Origin of the sequence: Mesorhizobium sp. LNHC221B00 (assembly GCF_000502935.1) — a bacterium.
In the GTDB taxonomy this organism is placed as follows: Bacteria; Pseudomonadota; Alphaproteobacteria; order Rhizobiales; family Rhizobiaceae; genus Mesorhizobium; species Mesorhizobium opportunistum.
This window is the reverse complement of the sequence record NZ_AYWR01000005.1, coordinates 255,008-276,838: the sequence shown is the minus strand read 5'-3', so window position 1 is coordinate 276,838 and position 21,831 is coordinate 255,008. Positions and strand designations below refer to the sequence as shown.

General features: G+C 61.7%; 19 protein-coding genes and 1 tRNA gene. 6 read left to right on the top strand and 14 right to left on the bottom strand.

Annotated elements, in window-relative coordinates:
• Nucleotides 1–99: 99 nt before the first annotated feature.
• The 4 genes from araD1 to chvE all read right to left on the bottom strand — a co-directional run bounded on the left by araD1 (nucleotide 100) and on the right by chvE (nucleotide 5,370).
• Nucleotides 100–1,092: an AraD1 family protein gene (gene araD1 / locus X741_RS157240; RefSeq protein ID WP_023777193.1), complete on the bottom strand. Its 993-nt coding sequence runs from the start codon at nucleotides 1,090–1,092 to the stop codon at nucleotides 100–102.
• Nucleotides 1,093–1,384: 292 nt separating this feature from the next.
• Entirely contained in the window at nucleotides 1,385–2,671 is a 1,287-nt protein-coding gene (gene mmsB / locus X741_RS157245; protein ID WP_023768351.1) for a multiple monosaccharide ABC transporter permease, read from the bottom strand.
• Nucleotides 2,668–4,200 (bottom strand): multiple monosaccharide ABC transporter ATP-binding protein, encoded by a 1,533-nt coding sequence (gene mmsA, locus X741_RS157250; protein WP_023777192.1) that lies wholly within the window; start codon nucleotides 4,198–4,200, stop codon nucleotides 2,668–2,670. Before mmsA ends, mmsB begins: the two co-directional genes overlap by 4 nt.
• A gap of 99 nt (nucleotides 4,201–4,299) precedes the next feature.
• A complete protein-coding gene (gene chvE, locus X741_RS157255) occupies nucleotides 4,300–5,370 on the bottom strand; it encodes a multiple monosaccharide ABC transporter substrate-binding protein (RefSeq protein WP_023768349.1) in 1,071 nt (356 codons plus the stop codon).
• Nucleotides 5,371–5,658: 288 nt separating this feature from the next.
• On the opposite strand from chvE, the gene X741_RS157260 reads away from it, so the two are divergent.
• On the top strand, nucleotides 5,659–6,648 hold the full coding sequence (locus X741_RS157260) for a LysR family transcriptional regulator (RefSeq protein WP_023777191.1): 990 nt from the start codon (nucleotides 5,659–5,661) through the stop codon (nucleotides 6,646–6,648).
• A 124-nt stretch (nucleotides 6,649–6,772) separates the two neighbouring features.
• Here X741_RS157260 and X741_RS1000000169660 read toward each other — a convergent pair whose 3' ends face one another.
• A complete protein-coding gene (locus X741_RS1000000169660) occupies nucleotides 6,773–7,048 on the bottom strand; it encodes a hypothetical protein (protein ID WP_156934524.1) in 276 nt (91 codons plus the stop codon).
• A 339-nt stretch (nucleotides 7,049–7,387) separates the two neighbouring features.
• Here X741_RS1000000169660 and X741_RS157270 point away from each other — a divergent pair, with 339 nt between their 5' ends.
• Nucleotides 7,388–8,149 carry a Stf0 family sulfotransferase gene (locus tag X741_RS157270; RefSeq protein WP_023777190.1) on the top strand — a complete coding sequence of 254 codons (762 nt, stop codon included), beginning with the start codon at nucleotides 7,388–7,390 and terminating at the stop codon, nucleotides 8,147–8,149.
• Nucleotides 8,150–8,393: 244 nt separating this feature from the next.
• Here X741_RS157270 and X741_RS1000000167450 read toward each other — a convergent pair whose 3' ends face one another.
• From X741_RS1000000167450 to X741_RS157295, 6 genes are all read right to left on the bottom strand, one after another.
• A complete protein-coding gene (locus X741_RS1000000167450; protein ID WP_084018426.1) occupies nucleotides 8,394–9,734 on the bottom strand; it encodes a methyltransferase in 1,341 nt (446 codons plus the stop codon).
• Nucleotides 9,735–10,147: 413 nt separating this feature from the next.
• On the bottom strand, nucleotides 10,148–10,468 hold the full coding sequence (locus X741_RS157275; protein ID WP_156937864.1) for a hypothetical protein: 321 nt from the start codon (nucleotides 10,466–10,468) through the stop codon (nucleotides 10,148–10,150).
• Nucleotides 10,469–10,657: 189 nt separating this feature from the next.
• Nucleotides 10,658–10,731: transfer RNA gene (locus X741_RS157280), tRNA-Gly, on the bottom strand.
• A 24-nt stretch (nucleotides 10,732–10,755) separates the two neighbouring features.
• The gene (locus tag X741_RS157285) at nucleotides 10,756–12,723 is read right to left on the bottom strand and encodes an acyltransferase family protein (RefSeq protein WP_023777187.1); all 1,968 of its coding nucleotides are present in this window, start codon (nucleotides 12,721–12,723) and stop codon (nucleotides 10,756–10,758) included.
• Between the two features lie 1,898 nt (nucleotides 12,724–14,621).
• Nucleotides 14,622–15,077 carry a GtrA family protein gene (locus tag X741_RS157290; RefSeq protein WP_023777186.1) on the bottom strand — a complete coding sequence of 152 codons (456 nt, stop codon included), beginning with the start codon at nucleotides 15,075–15,077 and terminating at the stop codon, nucleotides 14,622–14,624.
• Nucleotides 15,078–15,109: 32 nt separating this feature from the next.
• Nucleotides 15,110–16,099: a glycosyltransferase family 2 protein gene (locus X741_RS157295; protein WP_051410427.1), complete on the bottom strand. Its 990-nt coding sequence runs from the start codon at nucleotides 16,097–16,099 to the stop codon at nucleotides 15,110–15,112.
• Nucleotides 16,100–16,373: 274 nt separating this feature from the next.
• On the opposite strand from X741_RS157295, the gene X741_RS157300 reads away from it, so the two are divergent.
• The gene (locus tag X741_RS157300; RefSeq protein WP_023768339.1) at nucleotides 16,374–16,637 is read left to right on the top strand and encodes a DUF6460 domain-containing protein; all 264 of its coding nucleotides are present in this window, start codon (nucleotides 16,374–16,376) and stop codon (nucleotides 16,635–16,637) included.
• A gap of 20 nt (nucleotides 16,638–16,657) precedes the next feature.
• Here X741_RS157300 and X741_RS157305 read toward each other — a convergent pair whose 3' ends face one another.
• Nucleotides 16,658–17,554 (bottom strand): histone deacetylase, encoded by an 897-nt coding sequence (locus X741_RS157305; protein WP_023777184.1) that lies wholly within the window; start codon nucleotides 17,552–17,554, stop codon nucleotides 16,658–16,660.
• Between the two features lie 131 nt (nucleotides 17,555–17,685).
• Here X741_RS157305 and X741_RS157310 point away from each other — a divergent pair, with 131 nt between their 5' ends.
• On the top strand, nucleotides 17,686–19,026 hold the full coding sequence (locus X741_RS157310; RefSeq protein WP_023777183.1) for an MATE family efflux transporter: 1,341 nt from the start codon (nucleotides 17,686–17,688) through the stop codon (nucleotides 19,024–19,026).
• Here X741_RS157310 and X741_RS157315 read toward each other — a convergent pair.
• Complete coding sequence (locus X741_RS157315; protein WP_023777182.1) at nucleotides 19,019–20,098, bottom strand: quinone-dependent dihydroorotate dehydrogenase; 1,080 nt, start codon at nucleotides 20,096–20,098, stop codon at nucleotides 19,019–19,021. The genes X741_RS157310 and X741_RS157315 overlap by 8 nt on opposite strands.
• Nucleotides 20,095–20,445: a DUF952 domain-containing protein gene (locus tag X741_RS157320; protein ID WP_023777181.1), complete on the bottom strand. Its 351-nt coding sequence runs from the start codon at nucleotides 20,443–20,445 to the stop codon at nucleotides 20,095–20,097. Before X741_RS157320 ends, X741_RS157315 begins: the two co-directional genes overlap by 4 nt.
• 163 nt (nucleotides 20,446–20,608) lie before the next feature.
• Between X741_RS157320 and X741_RS157325 the strand changes: the two genes are divergently transcribed.
• Entirely contained in the window at nucleotides 20,609–21,043 is a 435-nt protein-coding gene (locus X741_RS157325) for a hypothetical protein (RefSeq protein WP_023768334.1), read from the top strand.
• Between the two features lie 127 nt (nucleotides 21,044–21,170).
• Entirely contained in the window at nucleotides 21,171–21,830 is a 660-nt protein-coding gene (locus X741_RS157330) for a response regulator transcription factor (protein ID WP_013897245.1), read from the top strand.
• Nucleotide 21,831 lies beyond the last annotated feature (1 nt).

The following is a 21,831-nucleotide window of genomic DNA, read 5'->3' as shown; positions in this document are numbered from 1 at the left end:
ATAGCCTGAAGACAGAATTGTTTCGATTGAGACGCTGGCGGGACAGCGCCCCCCTCTGGCCTGCCGGCCATCTCCCCCACAAGGGGGGAGATCACTCCATCACAACGCCCTGACCGCCACCTTCACCGGCTGCTCAATCTCGAGCGGGTTGCGTAGCGGCAGGCCGAAATCCCCGGCCTCGATCTCGAATACGTCGCCGGCTTCGGTCTTGATGCCGTCGGCGAAGGACAGCGTCGCCGTGCCGAACATGTGCACATGCACGTCGCCGGGCTGGCGGAAGGCCGAGTATTTGAAGTGGTGATGTTCGAGATTGCCGATGGTGTGCGACATGTTCGCTTCGCCCGACAGGAACGGCTTTTCCCACAGCGTCTTGCCGTCGCGCACGATACGCGACGTGCCGCGGATGTCCGATGGCAGGTCGCCGATCAGGATCTCGGGTCCGAAGGAGGCGTTGCGCAGCTTGGAATGGGCGAGGAAGAGATAGTTGACGCGCTCGGTCACGTGGTCGGAAAACTCGTTCGACAGCGTGAAGCCGACGCGGAACGGGGCGCCGTCGTCACCGATGACATAGATGCCGGCCACCTCGGGTTCCTCGCCGGCGTCCTTGGCGAAAGCCGGTGACAGCAGCGCGGCACCCGGCGCCACGGCCATCGTGCCGTTGCCCTTGTAGAACCATTCCGGCTGCACGCCGGTCTGGCCTTTCGCGGGCTTGCCGCCTTCCAGGCCCATGCGGAACATCTTCATGGAATCGGTGAGCTGCTCCTCGCCGTCGGTGCTTAGCTTCTTGTGCATGGAATCGCGCGTCGCGGCCGAACCGAGATGGGTCAGCCCGGTGCCGGTCAGATGCAGGTGCGCCGGATCGGGGTGATTGATCGGCGACAGGAGCCGCCCCTTCTTGTAGGCGGCGTCGAGATCGACCGTCTCGCCAAGTCCCTTGCGCTCGATCAGCGCGACGAGGCCGACGCCGGTGCGGGCAGCCTCCATCGCCAGCGAATAGACGCTGCGCGCCCCGTTGATGATCCGGGTCTTGCCACCGCTGCGGGCAACGACACGGATGGTCTCGGCGTCGTCGAGAATCTGCGAGATCAGCATGATCAATCCTCTCTCATGTGCCTTGGCATGGCTGCCGGTGCGGCAAGCCTTCCCAAGCGCGGCCGGAACGTCGTCCGTGCCACGGGTGAAATTCTCCGTTCGGATTGCGCTCGCGGGGCCTGGTTCCTGGAGGGAACTTCTTCATGCCGGCGGGTTGCCGGCAGCGCCGCGATGTGACCCGTATGCCTTCCTCGTTGCCCTTGCTGGAGCGGTTCGACCCGCTCCCGGTAGTTTTGTTCCTACGCAATTCCTGTGGGAAAACCGCGACGCACTTTTCCTGGAATTGCTCCTGTCAGGCCTTGTTCTTGTTGTAGACGTCGAAGATCACGGCGCCGAGCAGCACCAGGCCTTTGACCACCTGCTGCCAGTCGACATTGACGCCCATGATCGACATGCCGTTGTTCATCACGCCCATGATGAAGCCGCCGACCACGGCGCCGATGACCTGGCCGACGCCGCCCATCGCCGAGGCGCCGCCGATGAAGACGGCGGCGATGACGTCGAGTTCGCTGCCTAGGCCCGCCGCCGGCACCGCCTGGCCGAGGCGTGCCGCGATAATCAGGCCGCCGAGCGCCGACAGCACGCCCATATTGATGAACACCAGCAAAGTCAGCCGCTCGGTGTTGATGCCCGACAGCTGCGCCGCCTTGGGATTGCCGCCCATCGCGTAGATACGGCGGCCAATGGTCATGCGCTTGGTGACGAAGACGAACAGCGTGATCAGCACGCCCATGACGAGCAGCACCACCGGCAGGCCCCGGTAGCTGGCGAACTCATAGACCAGGAACAGCGCCAGCGCGCTGGCGACCAGCGTCTTGACGATGAACAGGGGGAAGGGCTCGGCCTCGTAGCCATGACGTTCGCGCTTGCGCCGCGTCCTTACCCCGAAATAGGCATAGGCCAGCACGGCGATCAGGCCGAGCACGACCGTCGTCATGTGCAGGGTCACGCCGCTGCCCAGGATGGTCTTGCCGGCCGCGTTCACTACCGGCGGGACAAGCGTCAGCGGGCCGATCACGTCAGGGATAAAGCCGGAGCTGAGCATTTTGAAGTCGTCCGGAAGCGGGCCGACCGAAGAGCCGCCGCCGAGCAGCGCCTGGCAGATGCCGCGGAAGATCAGCATGCCCGCTAGTGTCACGATGAAGCTCGGTATCCTGTGGTAGGCGATCCAGTAGCCTTGCGCGGCGCCGATCAGGCCGCCCACGATCAGGCAGATGATCGAAACCACCAGCGGATTGCTGAGCGGTCCGAGCTGCCAGATGACCATCATGTTTGCCGCCAGCGCGCCGATGAAACCGGCGACCGATCCGACGCTGAGGTCGATATAGCCGGAGACGATGACCAGCAGCATGCCCAGCGCCATCACGATGATGAACGAGTTCTGCTGCACCAGGTTGCTGAGGTTGACCGGCTTGAACAGCGTTCCCGAGGTGGTGAACTGGAAGAACAGCATGATGACGATCAGCGCGATAATCAGGCCGTATTCGCGCAAATTCGTCGCCAGCGCCGACACGGCGATGCGTGGACGCTGTTCTTCGGCGATGTTGCCCTGTGGGGCGGGGGCGCTATCGGTGCTCATGCTGCTTTTCCTTCTCCCCGGACGATGGCGCGCATTATTTTTTCCTGGCTCGCGTCCGCCGCGGGCATTTCGCCCACGATGCGTCCTTCGTTCATGACGTAGATGCGGTCGGTAATCCCGAGCAATTCCGGCATTTCCGACGAGATGACCACGATCGCCTTACCTTCCGAGGCAAGCCGCGCGATGATCGTGTAGATTTCGTACTTGGCGCCGACATCGATGCCGCGTGTCGGCTCGTCGAGGATCAGCACGTCCGGGTCGGCAAACAGCCATTTCGACAGCACCACCTTCTGCTGGTTGCCACCGGAAAGATTGCCGGTCAACTGATAGACACTGGATGCACGGATATTGGTCTTCTTGCGATAGTCGTTGGCAACGGCGAGTTCGCGCATGTCGTCGATGACGCTGTGGCGCGACACGCCGCCGAGATTGGCAAGCGTTATGTTGTGCTTGATATGGTCGATGAGGTTGAGACCGTAAGTCTTGCGGTCCTCGGTGACGTAGGCAATGCCGTGTTGGACCGCCTTGCTTACCGACGAGACATCGACCGGCTTGCCCTTGAGCAGCACCTCGCCGGTGATGCGGCGGCCATAGGAGCGGCCGAAAAGGCTCATCGCGAATTCGGTGCGCCCGGCGCCCATCAGCCCGGCAATGCCGACCACCTCGCCCTTGCGCACATTGATGTCGATGCCCTTGATCACCTGCCGTTCGGCGTGGAGCGGGTGATAGACCGACCAGTTCTTCACCTCGAACACGACCTCGCCGATCTTGGGCTCGCGCGGCGGATAGCGGTCATCGAGCGAACGGCCGACCATCGAGGTGATGATACGATCTTCGCTGATATCCTTCTTGGCCAGCGTCTCGATGGTGCGTCCGTCACGGATGACCGTTACCTTGTCGGCGACCCGGTTGATCTCGTTGAGCTTGTGCGAGATCAGGATCGAGGTCATGCCTTGCCGCTTGAATTCGAGCAGAAGATCGAGCAGCGCCTGGCTGTCTTTCTCGCTGAGCGACGCGGTCGGCTCATCGAGGATCAAAAGCTTGACGTCCTTGCTCAGCGCCTTGGCGATTTCGACCAGCTGCTGCTTGCCGACGCCGATATTGGTGATCAGTGTCTTGGGGTCCTCCTTGAGGCCCACCTTCTTCAACAGCGCGCCGGTGCGCGCCTCGTTGGCATCCCAGTCGATGACGCCGTATTTGGCGTGTTCGTTGCCGAGGAAGATATTTTCAGTGATCGACAGCATCGGTACCAGCGCAAGCTCCTGGTGGATGATGACGATGCCCTTGTGTTCGCTGTCATGGATGCCTTTGAACTGGCATTCCTGGCCCTGGAAGATGATCTGGCCATCATACGTGCCTGCGGGATAGACGCCCGACAGGACCTTCATCAGCGTCGACTTGCCGGCGCCGTTCTCTCCGACCACGGCGTGGATCTCGCCTTCCTCGACGCTGAGGTTGACGTTCGACAGCGCCTTCACGCCGGGGAACGTCTTGGTGATGTCGCGCATCTCCAAAATCGTCGAGGTCATGGGCAATAATTCTCCTGCGAGGTCCGCAACAATACCGGGGTCGCTGGTGAACGAAAAGGGGCCCTGCGTTGCGCAGGACCCCTGGCTTTGCAACCGAAATTACTTCAGGTCTTCGGCCTTGATGTAGCCGGAGTCGACGACCAGCTTCTGGTAGTTCGACTTGTCGACTTCGTGCGGCGTCAACAGGATCGAGGGAACGACCTTGACGTCGTTGTTGTAGGTCTTGGTGTCGAGGCCGTCAGGCTTGCCGCCCGAGAGCACCTTGTCGACCAGACCGACAGTGGCCTTGGCCAGGTCGCGGGTGTCCTTGAACACGGTCGAGTACTGTTCGCCCGTGATGATCAGCTTGACCGAGGCGGTCTCGGCGTCCTGGCCGGTCACGATCGGCCAGGGCTGTGCGTCGGTGCCGTAACCAACGGCGCGCAGCGAGGCGGTGATGCCGCGCGACAGGCCGTCATAGGGCGACAGAACGCCATCGACGCGGCTGCCGTCCGAATAGTTGGCCGACAGCAGGTTGTCCATGCGCGCCTGGGCGGTGGCGGCGAGCCAACGCAGCGTGCCGACCTTGTCCATGCCCATCTGGCCGGACTTGATCTTGATCGAGCCGTCGTCGATCAGCGGCTGCAGGACGGAGATCGCGCCATTGTAGAAGAAGAAGGCGTTGTTGTCGTCGGGCGAGCCGCCGAACAGTTCGACGTTCCACGGCTTGGTGTTCGGGAAGCGTTCCTTGAGGCCCTTGACCAGCGAATTCGCCTGGATCACGCCGACGCCGAAATTGTCGAAGGTGGTGTAATAGTCGACATTGGCGGTCTTCTTGATCAGGCGGTCATAGGCGACCACGACGACGCCCGCGTCAGCGGCCTTCTGCAGCGCATCCGAGAGCGTGGTGCCGTCGATCGAGGCGATGATCAGCGCCTTCGGGCCCTTGGTGATTTCGTTTTCCAGCTGGCTGAGCTGGTTGGGGATGTCGTCCTGCGCGTACTGCAGGTCAACGGTGTAGCCAAGAGCCTCGAGCTGGGACTTGACGGCGTCGCCGTCATTGATCCAGCGCTGCGAAGTCTTGGTCGGCATCAGCACGCCGACAAGACCCTTGTCGGCTGCGTGAGCCGAATAGGTCATGGCAGCGATGCCAAGCGCCGCGACTGCGGCCAGTGTCTTGATGATTTTCACATAACTCTCCCTGTTTGATGGACGCGGCACCCCGGGGGTCGCGGGCCGCGCAATCGTGCAGAAGCGCCAAGGCACTGCTGCCGTCATATCGATCTCCGGTATCCTCCCATGGTCCCGAACCGCTGATTTCAATCGATACGATTTCATCGTCGGCGACTGTCACGTCTCGGAACGCGCGAAGGGTGTGGCTCTTTGCCATAACTGTCAAATGCGATCTTTGATGGTTGCTATACCGGGACTGATATATGTTGGATCCAGGAACACGATATTGGCGAGTTAGGGGCATTCATGGCGACATTGCGCAATCCCGGTGGAATTTCAGAGGGTTACAACGAGCTGCCCGGTGACGGCGAGACCCTGCTGCGCAGCGGTCTCAGCCTGCGTCACATGCGCATGATCGTGGCCCTGGACGATCACGGTCGGGTGAGCGCGGCTGCCCAGGTCATGAACATCTCGCAACCGGCGGCTTCGCGCATGATCGCCGAGATGGAGGCGGTGCTGGAGGTCAAACTGTGCGAAAGGCTGCCGCGTGGCGTCACGCTGACGCCCTACGGCAAGGCGCTGGCGAGGCGTGCGCGCTCGATCCTGCTGGAGATGCGCGAGGTCGATCGCGAGATCTCCGAGCTCAAGGCGGGCAAGGGCGGCTCGGTGTTCCTGGGTGCCGTGACGGCGCCGGCGATCGAACTGGCGGTGCCGGCGATTCGCGAAATTCGCCGCATCTATCCGCACATCGAGATCACCATGCAGGTCGAGACCTCGAATGTGCTGGCGCGCGAACTTATTGCCACGCGCCATGATTTCATCATTGCGCGCATTCCTGACGACCTGAACCCACGGCTGTTCGAATCCCGTGTCATCGGCGTCGAGAAAGCCTGCCTGATCGTGCGCCGCGGCCACCCGCTCACCAGGGGCAGCGTGGTGCGGCTGGAAGATACCGCCGCCTATGACTGGGTCTTCCAATCGGGCGGTTCGCCCTTGCGCCAGGCGATGGAGAGCAATTTCCTCAACCGCAACATCGCGCTTCCGGACCGCATCCTCAACACCAGCTCGCTGCTCTTGACGCTGGTCATGGTCGCGCAGTCCGACGCCATCGCCCCGGTCTCGATACAGGTCGCGAAATTCATCCAGAATCCCGACGGACTCGCCGGCGCCATCGACGTCGTCCAGACCGAGTTCGACATCGAGGTCAGGCCCTACAGCCTGATCACGGTCAGGAATCGCGTGCTGTCGCCGGCCGCCAAGATGCTGCACGATTTTATCCTGCGCGAAGTGGGATGATGGAACGCGAATCGAGCTCGCGCGTTCAGTCCAGTCGGCATGCTCGCTGGAGCCCGTTTTGGGCGAGGGAACGAAGCAGAAGCATCGGCGGTCAACAATTCTGGAGGCTTCGATGGAACGTCGGTTATTTCTCACTGGAATGCTTGGCGTTGCGGGGGCAGTTGCGTTTGCAAGCGTAGCCGGACCCGGCCGCGCGGTTGCCGGTATTCCCCAAGGCAACGGTATTCCCCAGGGCAACGGTATTCTCGATGAACTGGACAAGCCTGATCCGGCTGTCTTCGAAGACGACGACCAGGTCGAGGTGGAGCAGATATCCCATCGCCGATGGTATCGCCGCCACCATCGCCATGGCGGACGACGTCGCGTCTGGAGAAGGGTCTGCCGTCGTTATTGGCGCCATGGCCGTCGCCGTGTCCGCTGCTGGCGTGAGCGCGTCTGGGTCGGCATCTGGCTGTAACGGACCGCGAGTTGAAGGCCGGCCACCGCTGCGGTGGCCGGGTGACTTCTTGATTGGAGACGTATGCAAGGGCCAGACCTGTGTGTCGCACCCAGCGACGGAATTGGCCGGCCTGTTTAGCCTAAGACTGTTTAGCCGAAGATCGAATTGACGGAATCATATTAGAGGCTACTAATTGACGTGTTGTTAGACGGAGGTGACCATGCCGAGGAGCCATCGAGGCGCAGAACCGTATCCCGCAATACCGGTCATACGCTTACAGGCAGGGGGCAACCGGCACGCATGAAAGGTGTGGCGATACTGACCGAGGCCCGTAGCGGCTCAGAATGGCTTGGCAGCCTCGCAAACAGCACCGGATTGTTAGGCAACTCAGCCGAATGGCTCGACACGGCCAATCTGGGTTTCAAGCCGAAATCCTTCGATGAACTCCTGTCTGCCGTCATCGATCGCGGCGGGACCGCGAATGGCAGGTTCGCCGTAAAACTGTTTCCACGCCACCTTCACTGGTCGCAGGCGAAACATGGAGCCGACTTCCTTGCCGAATGTGTCCGGCGCCATACCATGGGTTTGATCCTGCTGGAGCGGCGGGACCGCCTTCGTCAGGCGATTTCCTACTGCCGGGCAAAGGCGTCTGGCGGTTGGAGAAGCACGATGGACCGCGCGGATATGGTTCCGCAATACGATTTCGCCGGTATCTGCCGGGCCTATTTCCTGATCGAGCAGAGCTATGCCTTCTGGGAGGCCTACTTGCGCCTCGCCGATTTGCCCCACGACCATTTCTTCTACGAAGATCTGCTGGATGATCCTCGTCCCTACGTCGCATCGGTTGCCCGGCAATTGTCGGTTGAGATGCCCGACTGCGAGTTCAAGACGAATTTGCGGTTGCAGCGGGACACGCATACCGAAGAGTGGGTGGAGCGTTTCCAGGACGACGCCCGATCCGGAGACGTGCTGGCCCACCTCCCCGAACAGGTGGCGCCGCGCAACTTCGAGAACTTCACCCGGTTCCTTCTCAAGAAGCAGATGCGAATAGTCCAGGCTTAGACTTGCCTGCGGCGCCCACTGGTTTCCGGAGCCAAATCAGGCGCAAACCCTTGCGGCATATGCTGGAGCGGGTAGCGGGAATTGAACCCGCGCGTTCAGCTTGGGAAGCTAGCCCTTTCGACCGGATTCCAACGACTTCCGTGTAAAATCGGGCAAATAGCGCTTGTTTGAAATCAATGGGTTACCGTCGAAATGTAAAACCGTCGGACGGTTACAATGCCGCGGTTCTTCCCAGCGCAAGGGGTCAGTGGCCGTCGTGATCGGCAACCAAGTTGCAGCGTCCATCCGTCCCGAAAAACAAACCTCTGCCGGCCCCCTCTTTCCACCAACCATTTCCGGAGGCAGAGCGACGCAGGCTGACCACGCCGAAACGCCACGCGCTCTTGTCGCCCTGGTAGGGCTGCAAGGAGAATAAATCTTCGTAGTGCGGCACCGGCCAGGTGTGATCCAGCACATCCCAGTCGCCTATCTTCCCACCAAGCCACATATCAAAATGATCTCGAGTCTTTGTGGCGGGCGGATTCGGATAGAGGGCAATTAGATGGGCTGTTCCGTCAGGATCGAGCTTGGCAGGCAGCGATTCGACAATTTTTCGAAGCAGGTCGGTCCCTTGCAGTCCGCCGCTCCAGAAATTGTCTCCTGGTTGCGCTGCACTATCAGGAGCGTAAGGAGGATTGGCCAAGAGGAGATCGCATGTTCCCTCGATTGAGTTGAACAAATCGCTTAAAATAAACTGTGCGTTGCTTTTGCCGTTAAGCATTGCATTGAACGTTGCAAATTCAACAGCGCGCGGATTGACGTCCGCGCCGATAACCGACGAACAATGATCTGCGGCCAGTATCGCGTGAATACCGGATCCTGTCCCCAAATCGACAGCCCGCCGTCGTGGACTTCTTTTGACCAAGCCGCCGAGAACAAAGCTCTCTCCCCACAACCACATGACCTGATTGATTGTGGAATTCTTGGCAGGATGGTCCGTTACAATGTAGCTGCCGTAGCAAGGAAATAAACACGCGTTCGCTTGCAGGACTCCGCCCGCACAGTCGGTCAGGAGGCCCATATCAAGCGCTGTATCGACGAACCTCGACGTAAGCTGTTTGGCAAAGAGGTTCGTGTTGACCTGACGGCCATCAATAAAGAGCGAAATAAGATTGTCCATGGGATCGTTTGCACGAGGGACCCAGTCGGGTCTCATCGAGGCCCAGAAATTAACCCCTAGGCGAGGAAAAACCCCCAGTCGCTTTGCGCAACTAGCGAGGTCAAAACTGCAACTGCGCAATTCGCTCACAAATTGCGTCATTCGTTCAGGTGCCACCGGGACCGGTGCAGCAACTTCGCGACAAATCGTCTGCAGTGTCGAGCTTGCTGGCTGTTCGGATCTAGCTGTCGGCGCTTCAGTCAAATGACCTGGCGGCGTATCCGCTTGCAGGAGGGCAATTATCTCATCTTTCTGATCGACAAGTGCCGATTTCAATTCCGCGTCGATTGCACCCACAGGAGCACTGCATCGAAGCCGGGACCCTTCTACCCATAGGTTCACCTTGCGGCTACGCAAAATTGTTAGAAGCGTGCTGACGTCCATCATAGAGTGTTCCTGATACTGAACGTTACCTTCGAAGGATGAAGCCTGGCCGCCGCTTCCTGGCGTTCTTTCGCCAGCGATCAGCCTGGTTGGCACCTTGATGACGCTGGACTTTGCCCACGCCCCTCACTCCCAAAGGAAGAATGCTTCCAAAGTGGCAGTGAGTCCAGATAAGTTTAGCTGCGGCTAATGGGCAGGGTAAGCGTGATACGCCGTTGGACTAATTGCCCTTATGTGAGTTCCAGCTAATTTGCCCTGCGACGGGAATTCAAACCCTACTCCTCGTCAGCCTTATGACACTTAAGCCCGCTGGCCCCCTGGCGGGCTTTTCTGTGCCCGGTCGACGGCGGTTTTATTTGACGGGCGGCACTGATCGGAAAACCAGCACATTGGGGCCGAACTCCCTCACCCAAGCCTCATCCCTGGCGCCGCTGCGGTAGGAGCTTCGACACAATGCCTTCGAGGCCTATCCGCTCGGCCGCCGCGAAGAACTCGGCGCCACCGCCTTCAAGGTACTGGCTGTACTGGATGACGCCGTCGGCGGGCTTTACCAGGTCCCACAGAATCACCTTGCGCTCGATCACCGGCAGCGGGCGCAGATCCTCGCCATCCTTGTGCAAGATGTCGAAGGCGACGAAGGCAAGCAGCTCGGCATTCCATGCCATGCGCGAATGCATGGCGTGAAAGTTCGGCCGGCCGTCCGGCTCGGGCGCGATCATCTCGCCGTCGAGGATCAATGATTTCGCCGGCAAACGCCCGGCCGCCGGCCCAGTCGAGCACCAGCTGGGTGCGGTCGTCGTCGGACGCGCGCTGTAGCGTCCAAGAGAGCGACTCGACCAAAAGCGGAACGAAAGCGGTAAAACTGCCTTTAAAAACCACCCACTTTAGCTTGCTCCAAATCAGGCGCAAACCCTTGCGGCATATGCTGGAGCGGGTAGCGGGAATCGAACCCGCGCGTTCAGCTTGGGAAGCTGACAGGCTACCATTACATCATACCCGCGCAGCAGCCTCGTTACCATGAGGATTAGCCTCCGGGCAATCGCAAACCGGCTCCCGTCGCAAGTTGCGGCGGTTCAGCGGGTCCATGGCCCGCGGATTGCACTTTTGCCTTCGCGACTTCGTTGCTCGCGGCAAAGCTCGGCCAGTATTTCGAGATGGCGAGCTCCGCTCCGGCGGTCGAGAAATGGCCGTAGTCGAAGTAGAGAAATTGCTTGGTGCCTGCATCGGCGTAGGAACAGCCGGCCGCGTCGCACAGATAGGCCAGCGGGTCGATGAAATCAGCGCCTTTGACGAATGGCAGCACTCGCTTGTTGATGTCGGGATCCATGGCCATCGGCCAGGACGTGTTCGTGGCATGCTCCCGCGTTGCGAAGAAAGCGATTTTCTGGACGTCGGCGACGAATTCCGGAGACTGGCCGATGACATAGACCTTGACGCCCATTTCGCGAAGCCGGTCGACTGTCTTCTGCAGGCCATCGAAGCCCCTGATCTGGTAGTCGCTCCAACGGCCGCTCAGGATCACCGCCTGGACATTGGCATCCCGGATGACCGACAGGGCCCGTTCGTTGAAGCGGGTGCAGGCCGGCCGGGCATAGGAAAAATAGCTGAGGTCCGGTGGACAGCCGGCATAGGTGTATTGGATGACGTTGGCCTGGACCTTCTGCGCGTTTGCGTCGAGCCCCGGAACATAGTGGGCCGCAAAGGAATCGCCCCACAGCAGCACATTGGTGGCAAAGCCCTGCGTGCGGGTGCAGTCGGCGAGGTTCCAGGTCTCGATCCGGGTCTCGCCTTCATTGAAACAGACGCCGTTGCGCCAGTCGCCGACGCGAATCCGTTCGGTCGAAAAATCCGGGAACCGTTGCGGAAAACCGTTGCCCAGCGCACCAGTCAGGCCAACGACGCACAGCAGCGCGATCGCCGTCGCCGAAAAGGCGAAGATGGGCAAAGGGGCGGTGAACGCCCGTTTCTGGCGAAAGGGTTGCTCGACATATTTCCAGGAGAACGTCGCCAGGGCGAAGCTGGCCACCGTCATCGCGACGATCGTCGGCACGCCGATGGCCTTCAGGGAGAGATAGTGGACGAACGAGTTGATCGGCCAGTGAACCAGATAGAGCGAATAGGAAATGAGGCCGACCCAGACCAGCGGGGCGAACCGAAGCACGCGGGTGGCAATGGGTGCCGGCCCTTCCGCGCCCGCGCGGTCGGTGCCGGCGTAGATGAGCAGCGCCGTTCCAACGCAGGGCAACAGGGCATTGTAGCCCGGAAACGGGTCGCTTTCCGAAATCGTCAGGAAACCGGCCGCGACAAGGACAAAGCCGGCCAGGCCGATCAGTTCCATCGCCAGCCGGCTGGCAAGCGCCGGAGGTCTTTTCAGCATCAGCATGGCGCCCAGCGCCAGTTCCCAGATCCGTGTCGGCAAAAGATAGAAGCCGGCGGTCGGCGCCAGCGTGGTTGCCATGACCGCGACGGCAAAGCTGCCGATGGCGATCGGCAGCAATATCGTTAACCAGCGTTTCGAGGCATAGCGGTAGATCAGATACACAAGGATCGGAGCGAAGATGTAGTACTGCTCCTCGACCGAAAGCGACCATGTGTGCAGCAGCGGCCGCAGTGCGGCATCGATGGAGAAATAGTTGGTCGTCTTCCAGAAATAGATGTTCGACCAGAAGGTCGAGGCCGCGATCACGCTGAGACTGAATTCGTGTAGATCCGTCGGCAAAAGGATGAACCAGGCAGCAATGCTCGCGAGCACGATGACGAAGGTCAGCGCCGGCAGGATGCGGCGCGCACGGCGCCAGTAGAAACGGCCGATCGAGAACTGGCCGCGCTCGAGATCGTCGAGCAGGCTGCCGCTGATCAGATAGCCCGATATGACGAAGAAGATGTCGACCCCGGTAAAGCCGCCGGGAATGGCGGACACGCCGAAATGGAAGAGCAGGACGGGCAGCACCGCGATCGCCCGCAGACCGTCGATGTCGCGCCTGTAGTTCATTTGACCGGTCCGGATGATGGGGTCGGCGGTGTTGGCTTGCCGCAGCTTGCTGCATCGCTCATGCGGCGACGTCCTGATATTGCGAAAAATGCCAGTTTGCTGGTCGCACAGATCTACCCTCTGTCGCGCAATTTTGCTGCACTGCAACATCGGTGTCAAGGCAAACCGGTGTTCGATTGATGAAGCCGATTGGCGCAGGCGTTGAAAGATCGGCGTTGAAAAATCGCTGTAAAAATCAGGCGCCGGGCAGGTAGATCACGGCATAGTCGTCCGCATAGGCCCGCTTCCAGCCCAATTCCGCGAAGAACGGGATGCGGGTATCGTCGGCTGTAAGCAGCGCCCAGCCAACAGCGTATTTTTTCAGCTGGGCCTCGAGCAGCGGCTTTCCGACGCTCTTGCCCGTTGCCTCATCGGCTTTCGTGAATCCGCCCAGGAACAGCTGGTCCGTCCTGCCGTCGATATAGGTCTTGATGGCATGGAAAATCAGCGTACCGCCGAAATTGTAGGAGTTCAGCACGTTGCCTGTGAGGTGGTGATCCCCGGCGAATGCCAGGGCGCCGCTGGCCGATGTCTTCGGGCTCGGTGCAACCTGATAGGCGCTGCCGAGGATCAAAACCGCTGCGACCAGCAAGACAGCCATGGTGCCGCAGAGCGCATGGAATCGGCTGGCGAAGAGCCTTTCCAGCCNCCGCTGCGACCAGCAAGACAGCCATGGTGCCGCAGAGCGCATGGAATCGGCTGGCGAAGAGCCTTTCCAGCCCGTCACGTTTTTCCGCCAACCAGGTCGTGGTCGAGAGCGAAGGATACTGCCGTGCGACCTCGACCGCAATCACCAGGGGAATCAACAGGAAAGGCAGATACACAAATCGCATATGGCCGAGATAGACATGCAAGGCGAAGACGATGAACAACGCCTTGGCCCAGCCAATCCGGAGCCTCGATACCAAAAGCCCGAAAAGCGCCAGCAGCATCACCGCTTCCTGGAAGAGGTGCTCCTGGGCATTGAACGGGCGCCACTCCAGGATGAGCGGCACCGCCTCGTTGCCATAGGCGACGGTGAACGTGGCCAGGATGGCCTTCACCCCATAGGGATGCATCAGGCTGACCAGCGGGCAGAGCAGTCCAAACGCAACCCATTTTGCCAGAAGCGCGGGCTTCGACAGGCCGGTCCGCGACAGCAGTTCCAGTCCGGCGAATCCAGCGATGACGAAGCTCAGGGTGAAGGTGGCGTGCAGGTTCGCCCACAAGACGACAAGCACGAGCAGCCACAGGGGCGGGGCTTTCTCTTCATGCGCGGCGCGAAACAGCATTGCCGTCCAGACGACGATGATCGGCAAGGTGAAGACATGCGGGCGCGCCGTATAGATCGGAGCGACCAGGAAAGCCGCTGTGAAGGCCAGCGTTATCGCCAGGATCGGCTTCAGCCAGGCGCTGAGGAACCATCCCATCAGGAAGACCGTCAGGCCGACGGTGGCGATGATCAGCGTGACGACGCCATTCCAGCCGCCCGCATTGTAAGCAAGGGCCAGAAGCACCTGACCCAGCCATTCCTTGGCGATCCAGGGCTGGCCGGCGAACGTATAGGAATAGGGGTCGACGGTTGGAAACGTCCGGTTTGCCAGGAAGTCCAGCCCGACCTTCACTTGCCACCAATTGTCGGGATCCTGCAGGATCGCGCCGGCGAAGGCGGTGAGCACATAGGCCACGACGCAGGCGCAGAGAAGGCAGAACATCAGCCTGATGCGTTGCGCGTCGTTCAGTGACGGGGTAGCCGTCACGATTGCAGCGGCCTGATTCATGTCGCAACTCCGGGTGACGGCGTCGCCGTCAAGATCGCTGCGGCTTGTGTCATATCACGGCTCCAAGCGACGGTGTTGCCGTCGATGCTGCGGCCTCGGTCATGTCGCAACTCCGGGCCATTTCGCGTTCGTTGCGGCCACGGCATCGTCCGCGCCGCCGACGAAGACGAAACGGGACGAGCCGAGATAGAAGATGACGGTGTAGAGGCAGTTTCCCACCAGATGGACGAAAGGGTTTTCGATGATGCCGGCGGACATTGCGGCGATCACTATGCCTAGATTGGCGCTGTAGGAGACAATGAAGGTGATCGCGTATCGTACGGCTGTGCCGGGGCGAAAGCCGCCCGCTGCTGTGAATGTCCATCGGCGATTGAGGAAAAAGCCAAGGGTGAGGCCCGCTGCATAGCCTGCCGCGTTGGAAACGATGTCGCCCAGTCCCAGCCACAACCCGGTCAGGATGATCGTGTATCCAAGCGCCGTGTTGAGCAGCCCGACGGCGCCAAAGCGCAGCATCCGCGAGAAATCAGACGGAAGAGCCGACCGCATCCTGTCCATGCCGTTCCCGTTGCATCCGGTCGACCTTCGCCTCAACCACGCGCGGCTCTTTTCGCCATCTCCTGCAGGCGATGGACGGGCAGGTCGCTGTCCTTGGCTGGCTGGTCGCGCGAAACGATTTCGTTGACGAAGTAGAGCGGCCGCCGCTTGGTCTCCATATACATGCGGCCGAGATACTCGCCGAATATGCCGAGCACCAGAAGCTGCACACTGCCCATGATCAGCATGATCGCGGCAAGGCTCGTCCAGCCGGGCACCACGTTGCCCCTGGACCATTCGAACAGCGTATAGCCGAGCACGACCAGTCCGAGCACGCCGAACATCATCCCCAGCAGCGAAGCAAACCGCAAAGGCACGATCGAAAAGCTGGTCATCGCGTCGACCGCCAGAAGAACCATCTTCTTCAACGGATAGTGGGTGGTGCCGGCAAAGCGCCGGTGTCTTTCATAGGGGAAGGCGACCTGCCTCAGCCCGATCCAGCTCACCATGCCACGAATGAACCTGTAGCATTCGGGCATCGCGTTCAAATGGTCCACCGCGCGGCGGCTCATCAGCCGGAAGTCTCCGGAGTCCTGCGCGATCTCGACATCGACCATCCGGCCCAGCAAGCGATAGAACATCGAGGCGGAAGCCAGCTTGAACCAGCTCTCGCCGTCGCGCTTCATCCTCTGGCCGTAGACGACGTCGAAGCCCTGATCCATCTTCGCCATCATTGCGCCGAGCAGTTCGGGCGGATCCTGGAGGTCGGCGTCCAGAATGAGGATGCGCTCGCCGCGGCAGAATTCCAGCCCGGCGCTGAGCGCGATCTGATGGCCGTAATTGCGGGCAAGGTCGATGGCGACCACATGGTCGTCCTTTTCGGCCAGTTCGAAAATGGCCTCGCGGGTGCCGTCGGTCGCCCCGTCGATGACAAGCACGATCTCGTAGGAACGGCTTTGCTCGAGGCATGCGGCACTGACGCGTCGATGCAGCTCGGCCACACCGTCACGCTCGTTGTAGCATGGCACCACGACCGACAGCATGACTGTGCGGTGCGCGCCGATTTTTCCTGTTCCCGCCAAAGCCTGGCTCCCGCTCTTGGAACGGCAATAGCGGCAATTGGTTAGAAAACAGATAAGTCGGGATCGAGGGCGCTATCGAACGGCCGGGCGCGTCCTGCGCCGTCACGAACGGACCGACAGTTCCACGCCACGCACACTTTCTGCCGCGCGGGCCGCGCTGGCTTGATGGATAGCCGCCAAGCACGTATTTCTGGGCGGTGCCCGTGAGTCTGGGCATCTCAATCGGGAGACGGCCTTGTCCGCACTGACGCGTTTTCTCGGCGACTCGCCGTTCAGGGTGATCCTGAAGCTGCTGGTGGTCTCGTTCCTCGTCGGCCTTGTCATGAATGCCTTCGGCTGGTCGCCGATGGATGTCTTCTATGGCATCCAGAAGTTCTTCATGGATGTCTGGAACCTGGGCTTCCGCGCCATCGACCGCTTCCTTGGCTATATCCTGCTCGGCGCCGCGATCGTCGTTCCGGCCTTCATCCTGCTCCGGATCGCCAACTACCGGAAGTAGGCCATGCTCGAAAAAGTTCGTCAGGCGTAGCCCGAGGCGACCTCGAACAGGATGGCGTGGCGCGCGGCAAGTGCTGGCACATCCGTGGAATAACCGCCACCGATGACACCGCAGACGGAGATGCCGTTTGCGCGAAAATGGCCGATCACCATCTCGTCGCGGCTGCGCAGGCCGTTGTCGGAAAGCGCCAGCCTGCCAAGCCGGTCCTGCGCATGGACGTCGACGCCGGCATTGTAGAAAACGATGTCCCAGTGCCGCATGGCCGACAGTTCCGGCAGGATCGCGGCGAGCCTTTCGAGATAGGCTGCATCGCCGGTGCCGTCGGGCAGCGCCACATCGAGGTCGGAGGCGATCTTGCGCACCGGGTAGTTGCGCTCGCCATGCATTGAAAAGGTGAACGCGCGCGGTTCATCGCCCAGAATGTCCGCCGTGCCGTCGCCCTGATGCACGTCGAGATCGACGACAAGGACGTTGTGCGCGGCACCCTCCGCGAGCAGCATCAGCGCGGCGACGGCGACATCGTTGAAGGTGCAGAAGCCGGCGCCTTGCGCGTGCCGCGCATGATGGCTGCCGCCGGCGGTGTTGCAGGCGATGCCGTGACGCAAGGCGAGCCGCGCCGCCAGTACAGTGCCGCCCGTGGCAAGCTGCGCGCGACGCGAAACACGCGGGCCGATCGGAAAGCCGATCTCACGCTCGATTTTTTCCGGCACAAAACAGCCGATGACCTGATCGACATAGTCGGCCGCATGGGCAAGCTTCAGCCATGATGCCGGCGCGGGTTCCGCCGTGTTGAGCGCGCCGGCCAGGCCCCGCGCCTGCAAGGCCTCCATCAGCAGAGGATACTTGCTCATCGGAAAGCGGTGGTTGACGGCGAAGCCGGCGTCGTAGTCGGGATGGTGGACGATCTGCAGGGGCATGGACTGGGTCCGGCGGGCTCGCGCCAGACCGGGATTTCGGTTGGCCGTCGCGGCAAGGGTGATTGCGCGGTGGCAGGAAAATGGGGCACATCGGACGCTCGATCAAGCCGCAATCAGCAAGGCAGCAATCCTTGGACAAGGGCGCGACCACAGCCGACGCGAGACCTTTCGTCGTCACCAACCGCTCCGTGCTCGCCATCGCGGTGCCGATGACGCTTGCCTATCTGACGACGCCGATGCTCGGCCTGGTCGATACGGCCGTGATCGGCCAGTTCGGCGATGCCGCCTTGCTCGGCGGCCTGGCGGCGGGCGCGCTGGTCCTCGATGTCGTCTTCACCGGCTTCAATTTCCTGCGCTCGGGCACCACCGGCCTCGTCGCCCAGGCTTTCGGGCGTGGCGACGCGCTCGAGGAACAGGCGGTATTCTGGCGCGCCGTGCTGATCGCGGTCGTCGCCGGCATCGTAATGGCGGCACTTTCGCCGTTGATCGCCGTCGGCGGCCAGTGGTTCATGGATGCCGGACCGCGCGTCAGCAAGGCGATGGGCGTCTATGTCAGGATCAGGCTGCTCGCCGCGCCCTTCTCGCTGATCAACTACGCCATCCTTGGCTATGTGCTGGGCCGCGGCGAGGGCGGGCTTGGGTTGGTGCTGCAACTGGTGCTCAACGGCATCAACATCGCGCTCTGCTTCCTGCTCGGACTGGAACTTGGCTGGGGCGTTGCCGGCGTCGCCTGGGCGACCGTCAGTGGCGAATTCCTGGCCATGCTGCTCGGTCTGGCCATCGTCATCAGGCGGTTCCGGACGGCGCCGCCCTTGCCCCGCCATCGCTTGCTCGACATGTCCGCCTTCCTGCGCATGATGTCGCTCAACCGCGATATCATGATCCGCTCGTTCTCGCTGCTTGCCGCCTTCGCGCTGTTCACGCGCCAGGGCGCGCAGTTCGGCACCGTGACGCTGGCCGCCAATGCGGTGTTGATGAATTTCTTCCTTGTCGCCGGCTATTTCCTCGACGGTTTCGCCACCGCCGCCGAACAGCTCGCCGGCCGCGCCGTCGGTGCACGCGCGGAGCAGCCCTTCCGTCAGGCCGTGCGGCTGACGCTATTCTGGGGTTTCGGGCTGGCCGGGGCCGCGACGCTGGTGCTTCTGTTGGCCGGTGCCAATCTGGTCGCCGTCGTCACGACATCGCAGGAGGTCCGCTCCGTGGCCGACATCTACCTGCCGTGGGCGGCATTCACCGCGCTGAGCGGCGTGCTGGCGTTCCAGATGGACGGCGTCTTCATCGGCGCGACCTGGTCGCGCGACATGCGCAACATGATGCTCTTGTCGTTCCTGGTTTTCGCCGCCGCGCTGCTGACCCTGGCGCCGGCCTTCGGCAATCACGGCCTGTGGGCGGCGCTGCACGTCTTCCTGCTCGCGCGCGGCTTCAGCCTGCTGGCGATCCTGCGGATCCGGGTGCGCACGGCGTTCAGCTGAGTGGCTTCGACGCCCACCGATCGAGATTGCTGTCGCGCAATTCGCGGATCGACTTGAGTTTCTCCATCTCCGCAAAGCGTGCCATCCCGGCAACGATCCTACCCGGCAGTGCTGGTCCGGCGTAGATCATGCTGGTGTAGAGCTGGACGAGATCGGCACCCGCGCGGATCTTCTCCAGGGCGGCGTCCGTGGTATCGACGCCGCCGACGCCGATGATGGCCCTCTCGGGGCCAAGCAGCTTGCGCATCTTGGCCAGCACGATGGTCGAGCGTTCGAACAGCGGCTTGCCCGACAGTCCGCCCGTCTCGCGCGCAACGTCGCCGCTGCGCAAGGCCGGTCGCGAAATGGTTGTGTTGGAGACGATGACGCCGTCGATCCGCTTCTCGGTCACCTCGGCGGCGATGTCCTCCAGTTCGGCCTCGACCAGGTCCGGCGCGATCTTCAGGAAGACCGGCGGCTGCGCGGACGCCACGGCGCGTGCGGCCATGACCCGCGACAGCAGTTCGCCGAGCTGTTCGCGCGCCTGCATGTTGCGCAGACCCGGCGTGTTGGGCGAGGAGATGTTGACGGTGAGATAGCTGGCATAGGCCGCAAAGCGGGCGACGCCGCGCTCATAGTCGCCGATGCGGTCGGCACTATCCTTGTTGGCGCCGATGTTGACTCCGACGATGCCGCCACGGCCCTCACGGGCGGCGAGGCGTTTTTCGGCAGCCGCATGGCCTTCATTGTTGAAGCCCAGCCGGTTGATCACCGCCTCATCCGCCGTCAGCCGGAAGATGCGCGGCTTCGAATTGCCGGCCTGTGGCAGCGGCGTGACCGTGCCGACCTCGGCAAAGCCGAAACCGAGGCCAAGCAGCGCATCGGGCACCTCGGCGTTCTTGTCATAGCCTGCCGCCATGCCGAGCGGGTTCGGGAAATCGAGACCACAGAGACTGACCTTCAGCCTGGCATCGCGCGTTGCACGCGCGCCAACCGGCAGGCCGCAGCGCAGCGCCGCGATCGACAGGCCATGCGCGGTTTCCGGATCGAAAGTGAACAGCAGCTTCTGGCCGATCCGGTCGAGCACGCTCATTGCCCCTCCAGCGGCGGGAACTGGTGGGTGCCGTCGGCGCCGAGCGGCAATGGCTTGACCCACTTGACCGCTTTCAGGTCCAGCACGCCGTAAAGATGCGGGAACAGTGCGCCGCCGCGCGAGACTTCGTATTTCAGGGCATCGCCCAGGCTGGCGTCGTCGATGGCGACCAGCCGAAGATCCGTCTGGCCGGAAAAATGTTTTGCCGCTGTTTCCCTGACCTGCGACGCCGTGGAGAAGTGGATGAAGCCGTCGGCGACATCAATCGCGGCACCAGTGAAACGGCCATTGGTTTCGGCCTCGCGCCAAGCAGCTTCCGGGGTTATCTTATAGATAAACTGAGACATGGTTGCGCTATAGAGCAATTCCAGGACAAGTGTGAAACGGTTTTCCGTCCGGAATTGCGTCAAAACGAATCCGAACCAGCCGTGCGGGAAAGGCCACGCCAAGGGTCTTCCCCATTTCCGGCGCAAAGATGCGATATTTTAGGCTTTGGCCATGGAGGACAACATGCGTCTGCAGCACATCTTGATCCCCGCCGCGCTCGTTTCGCTGGTCGCGGCTTCAGCATATTCGGAAGAAACCGATCGCTACCGGCTGGAAAAGTCGGCCACCGGCTATATCCGCATGGACACCCAGACCGGCGCGATGTCGATCTGCGAGGAACGCTCCGGCCAGCTCGTCTGCAAGATGGCGGCCGACGAGCGCGCCGCTTTCCAGGACGAGGTCGACCGCTTGCAGACCTCGATGAAGGCGATGGACGAGCGCGTCACCAAGCTGGAAAATTCGCTTTCCGCCCGGCTCGAATCGAAGCTGCCGAGCGAGGAGGAATTCAACAAGACGATGAGCTACATGGAGCGCTTCCTGCGCGGCTTCATGGGCATCGTCAAGGATATGGACAAGGACAAGGGTGACGGCGCCCAGCTCAACTCGCAGAAGACCTGAGCGCTATAGACAAGGGAAAACGCGGCGCGCTGGCTTTGCCGCTTGAAAACAGCGCGCCGCCCCTCATAATCGTCCAACGTGCCCCGGAAAAAGCCTAAAAAATCATCGGGGATTCGGGGAGGGACATTTGCCGTCAGGCTATTCTTTCGTCATCGCCGACGATCATCCGCTGTTTCGCGGCGCGCTGCGCGAGGCGCTCGCCGGCATCGGCAATGTCGCCGCCATCCACGAGGCCGGCGATTTCGAAAGCGCCAAGGCGCTGGTCGTGGCCAATGAGGATGTCGATCTGGTGCTGCTCGACCTGTCGATGCCGGGCGCCAGCGGTCTCTCCGGCCTGGTTTCGCTGCGCGGCGTCCATCCGTCGGTGCCGCTGGTCGTTGTCTCGGCGCACGATGACCCGGCGACGATCAGGCGCGCCCTCGATCTCGGCGCTTCCGGCTTCATCTCCAAATCGGCCAGCATGGAGGAGATCCGCAATGCGGTGCAGTCGGTGCTTGCCGGCGACATCGCGGCACCCGTCGGGATCGATCTCGGCGTCGAGCGCGATCCCGAAATTTCGGACCTGATCAAGCGGCTGCAGGCGCTGACGCCGCAGCAGACCCGGGTGCTAGGCATGCTGGCGGAAGGCCTGCTCAACAAGCAGATCGCCTATGAACTCGGCGTCTCCGAGGCGACCATCAAGGCGCATGTCTCGGCCATTCTGCAGAAGCTCGGCGTCGACAGCCGTACCCAGGCGGTGATCCTTTTATCCAAGATCGGCGGCGACCCGCTGCAGCCGACGAGCTGAC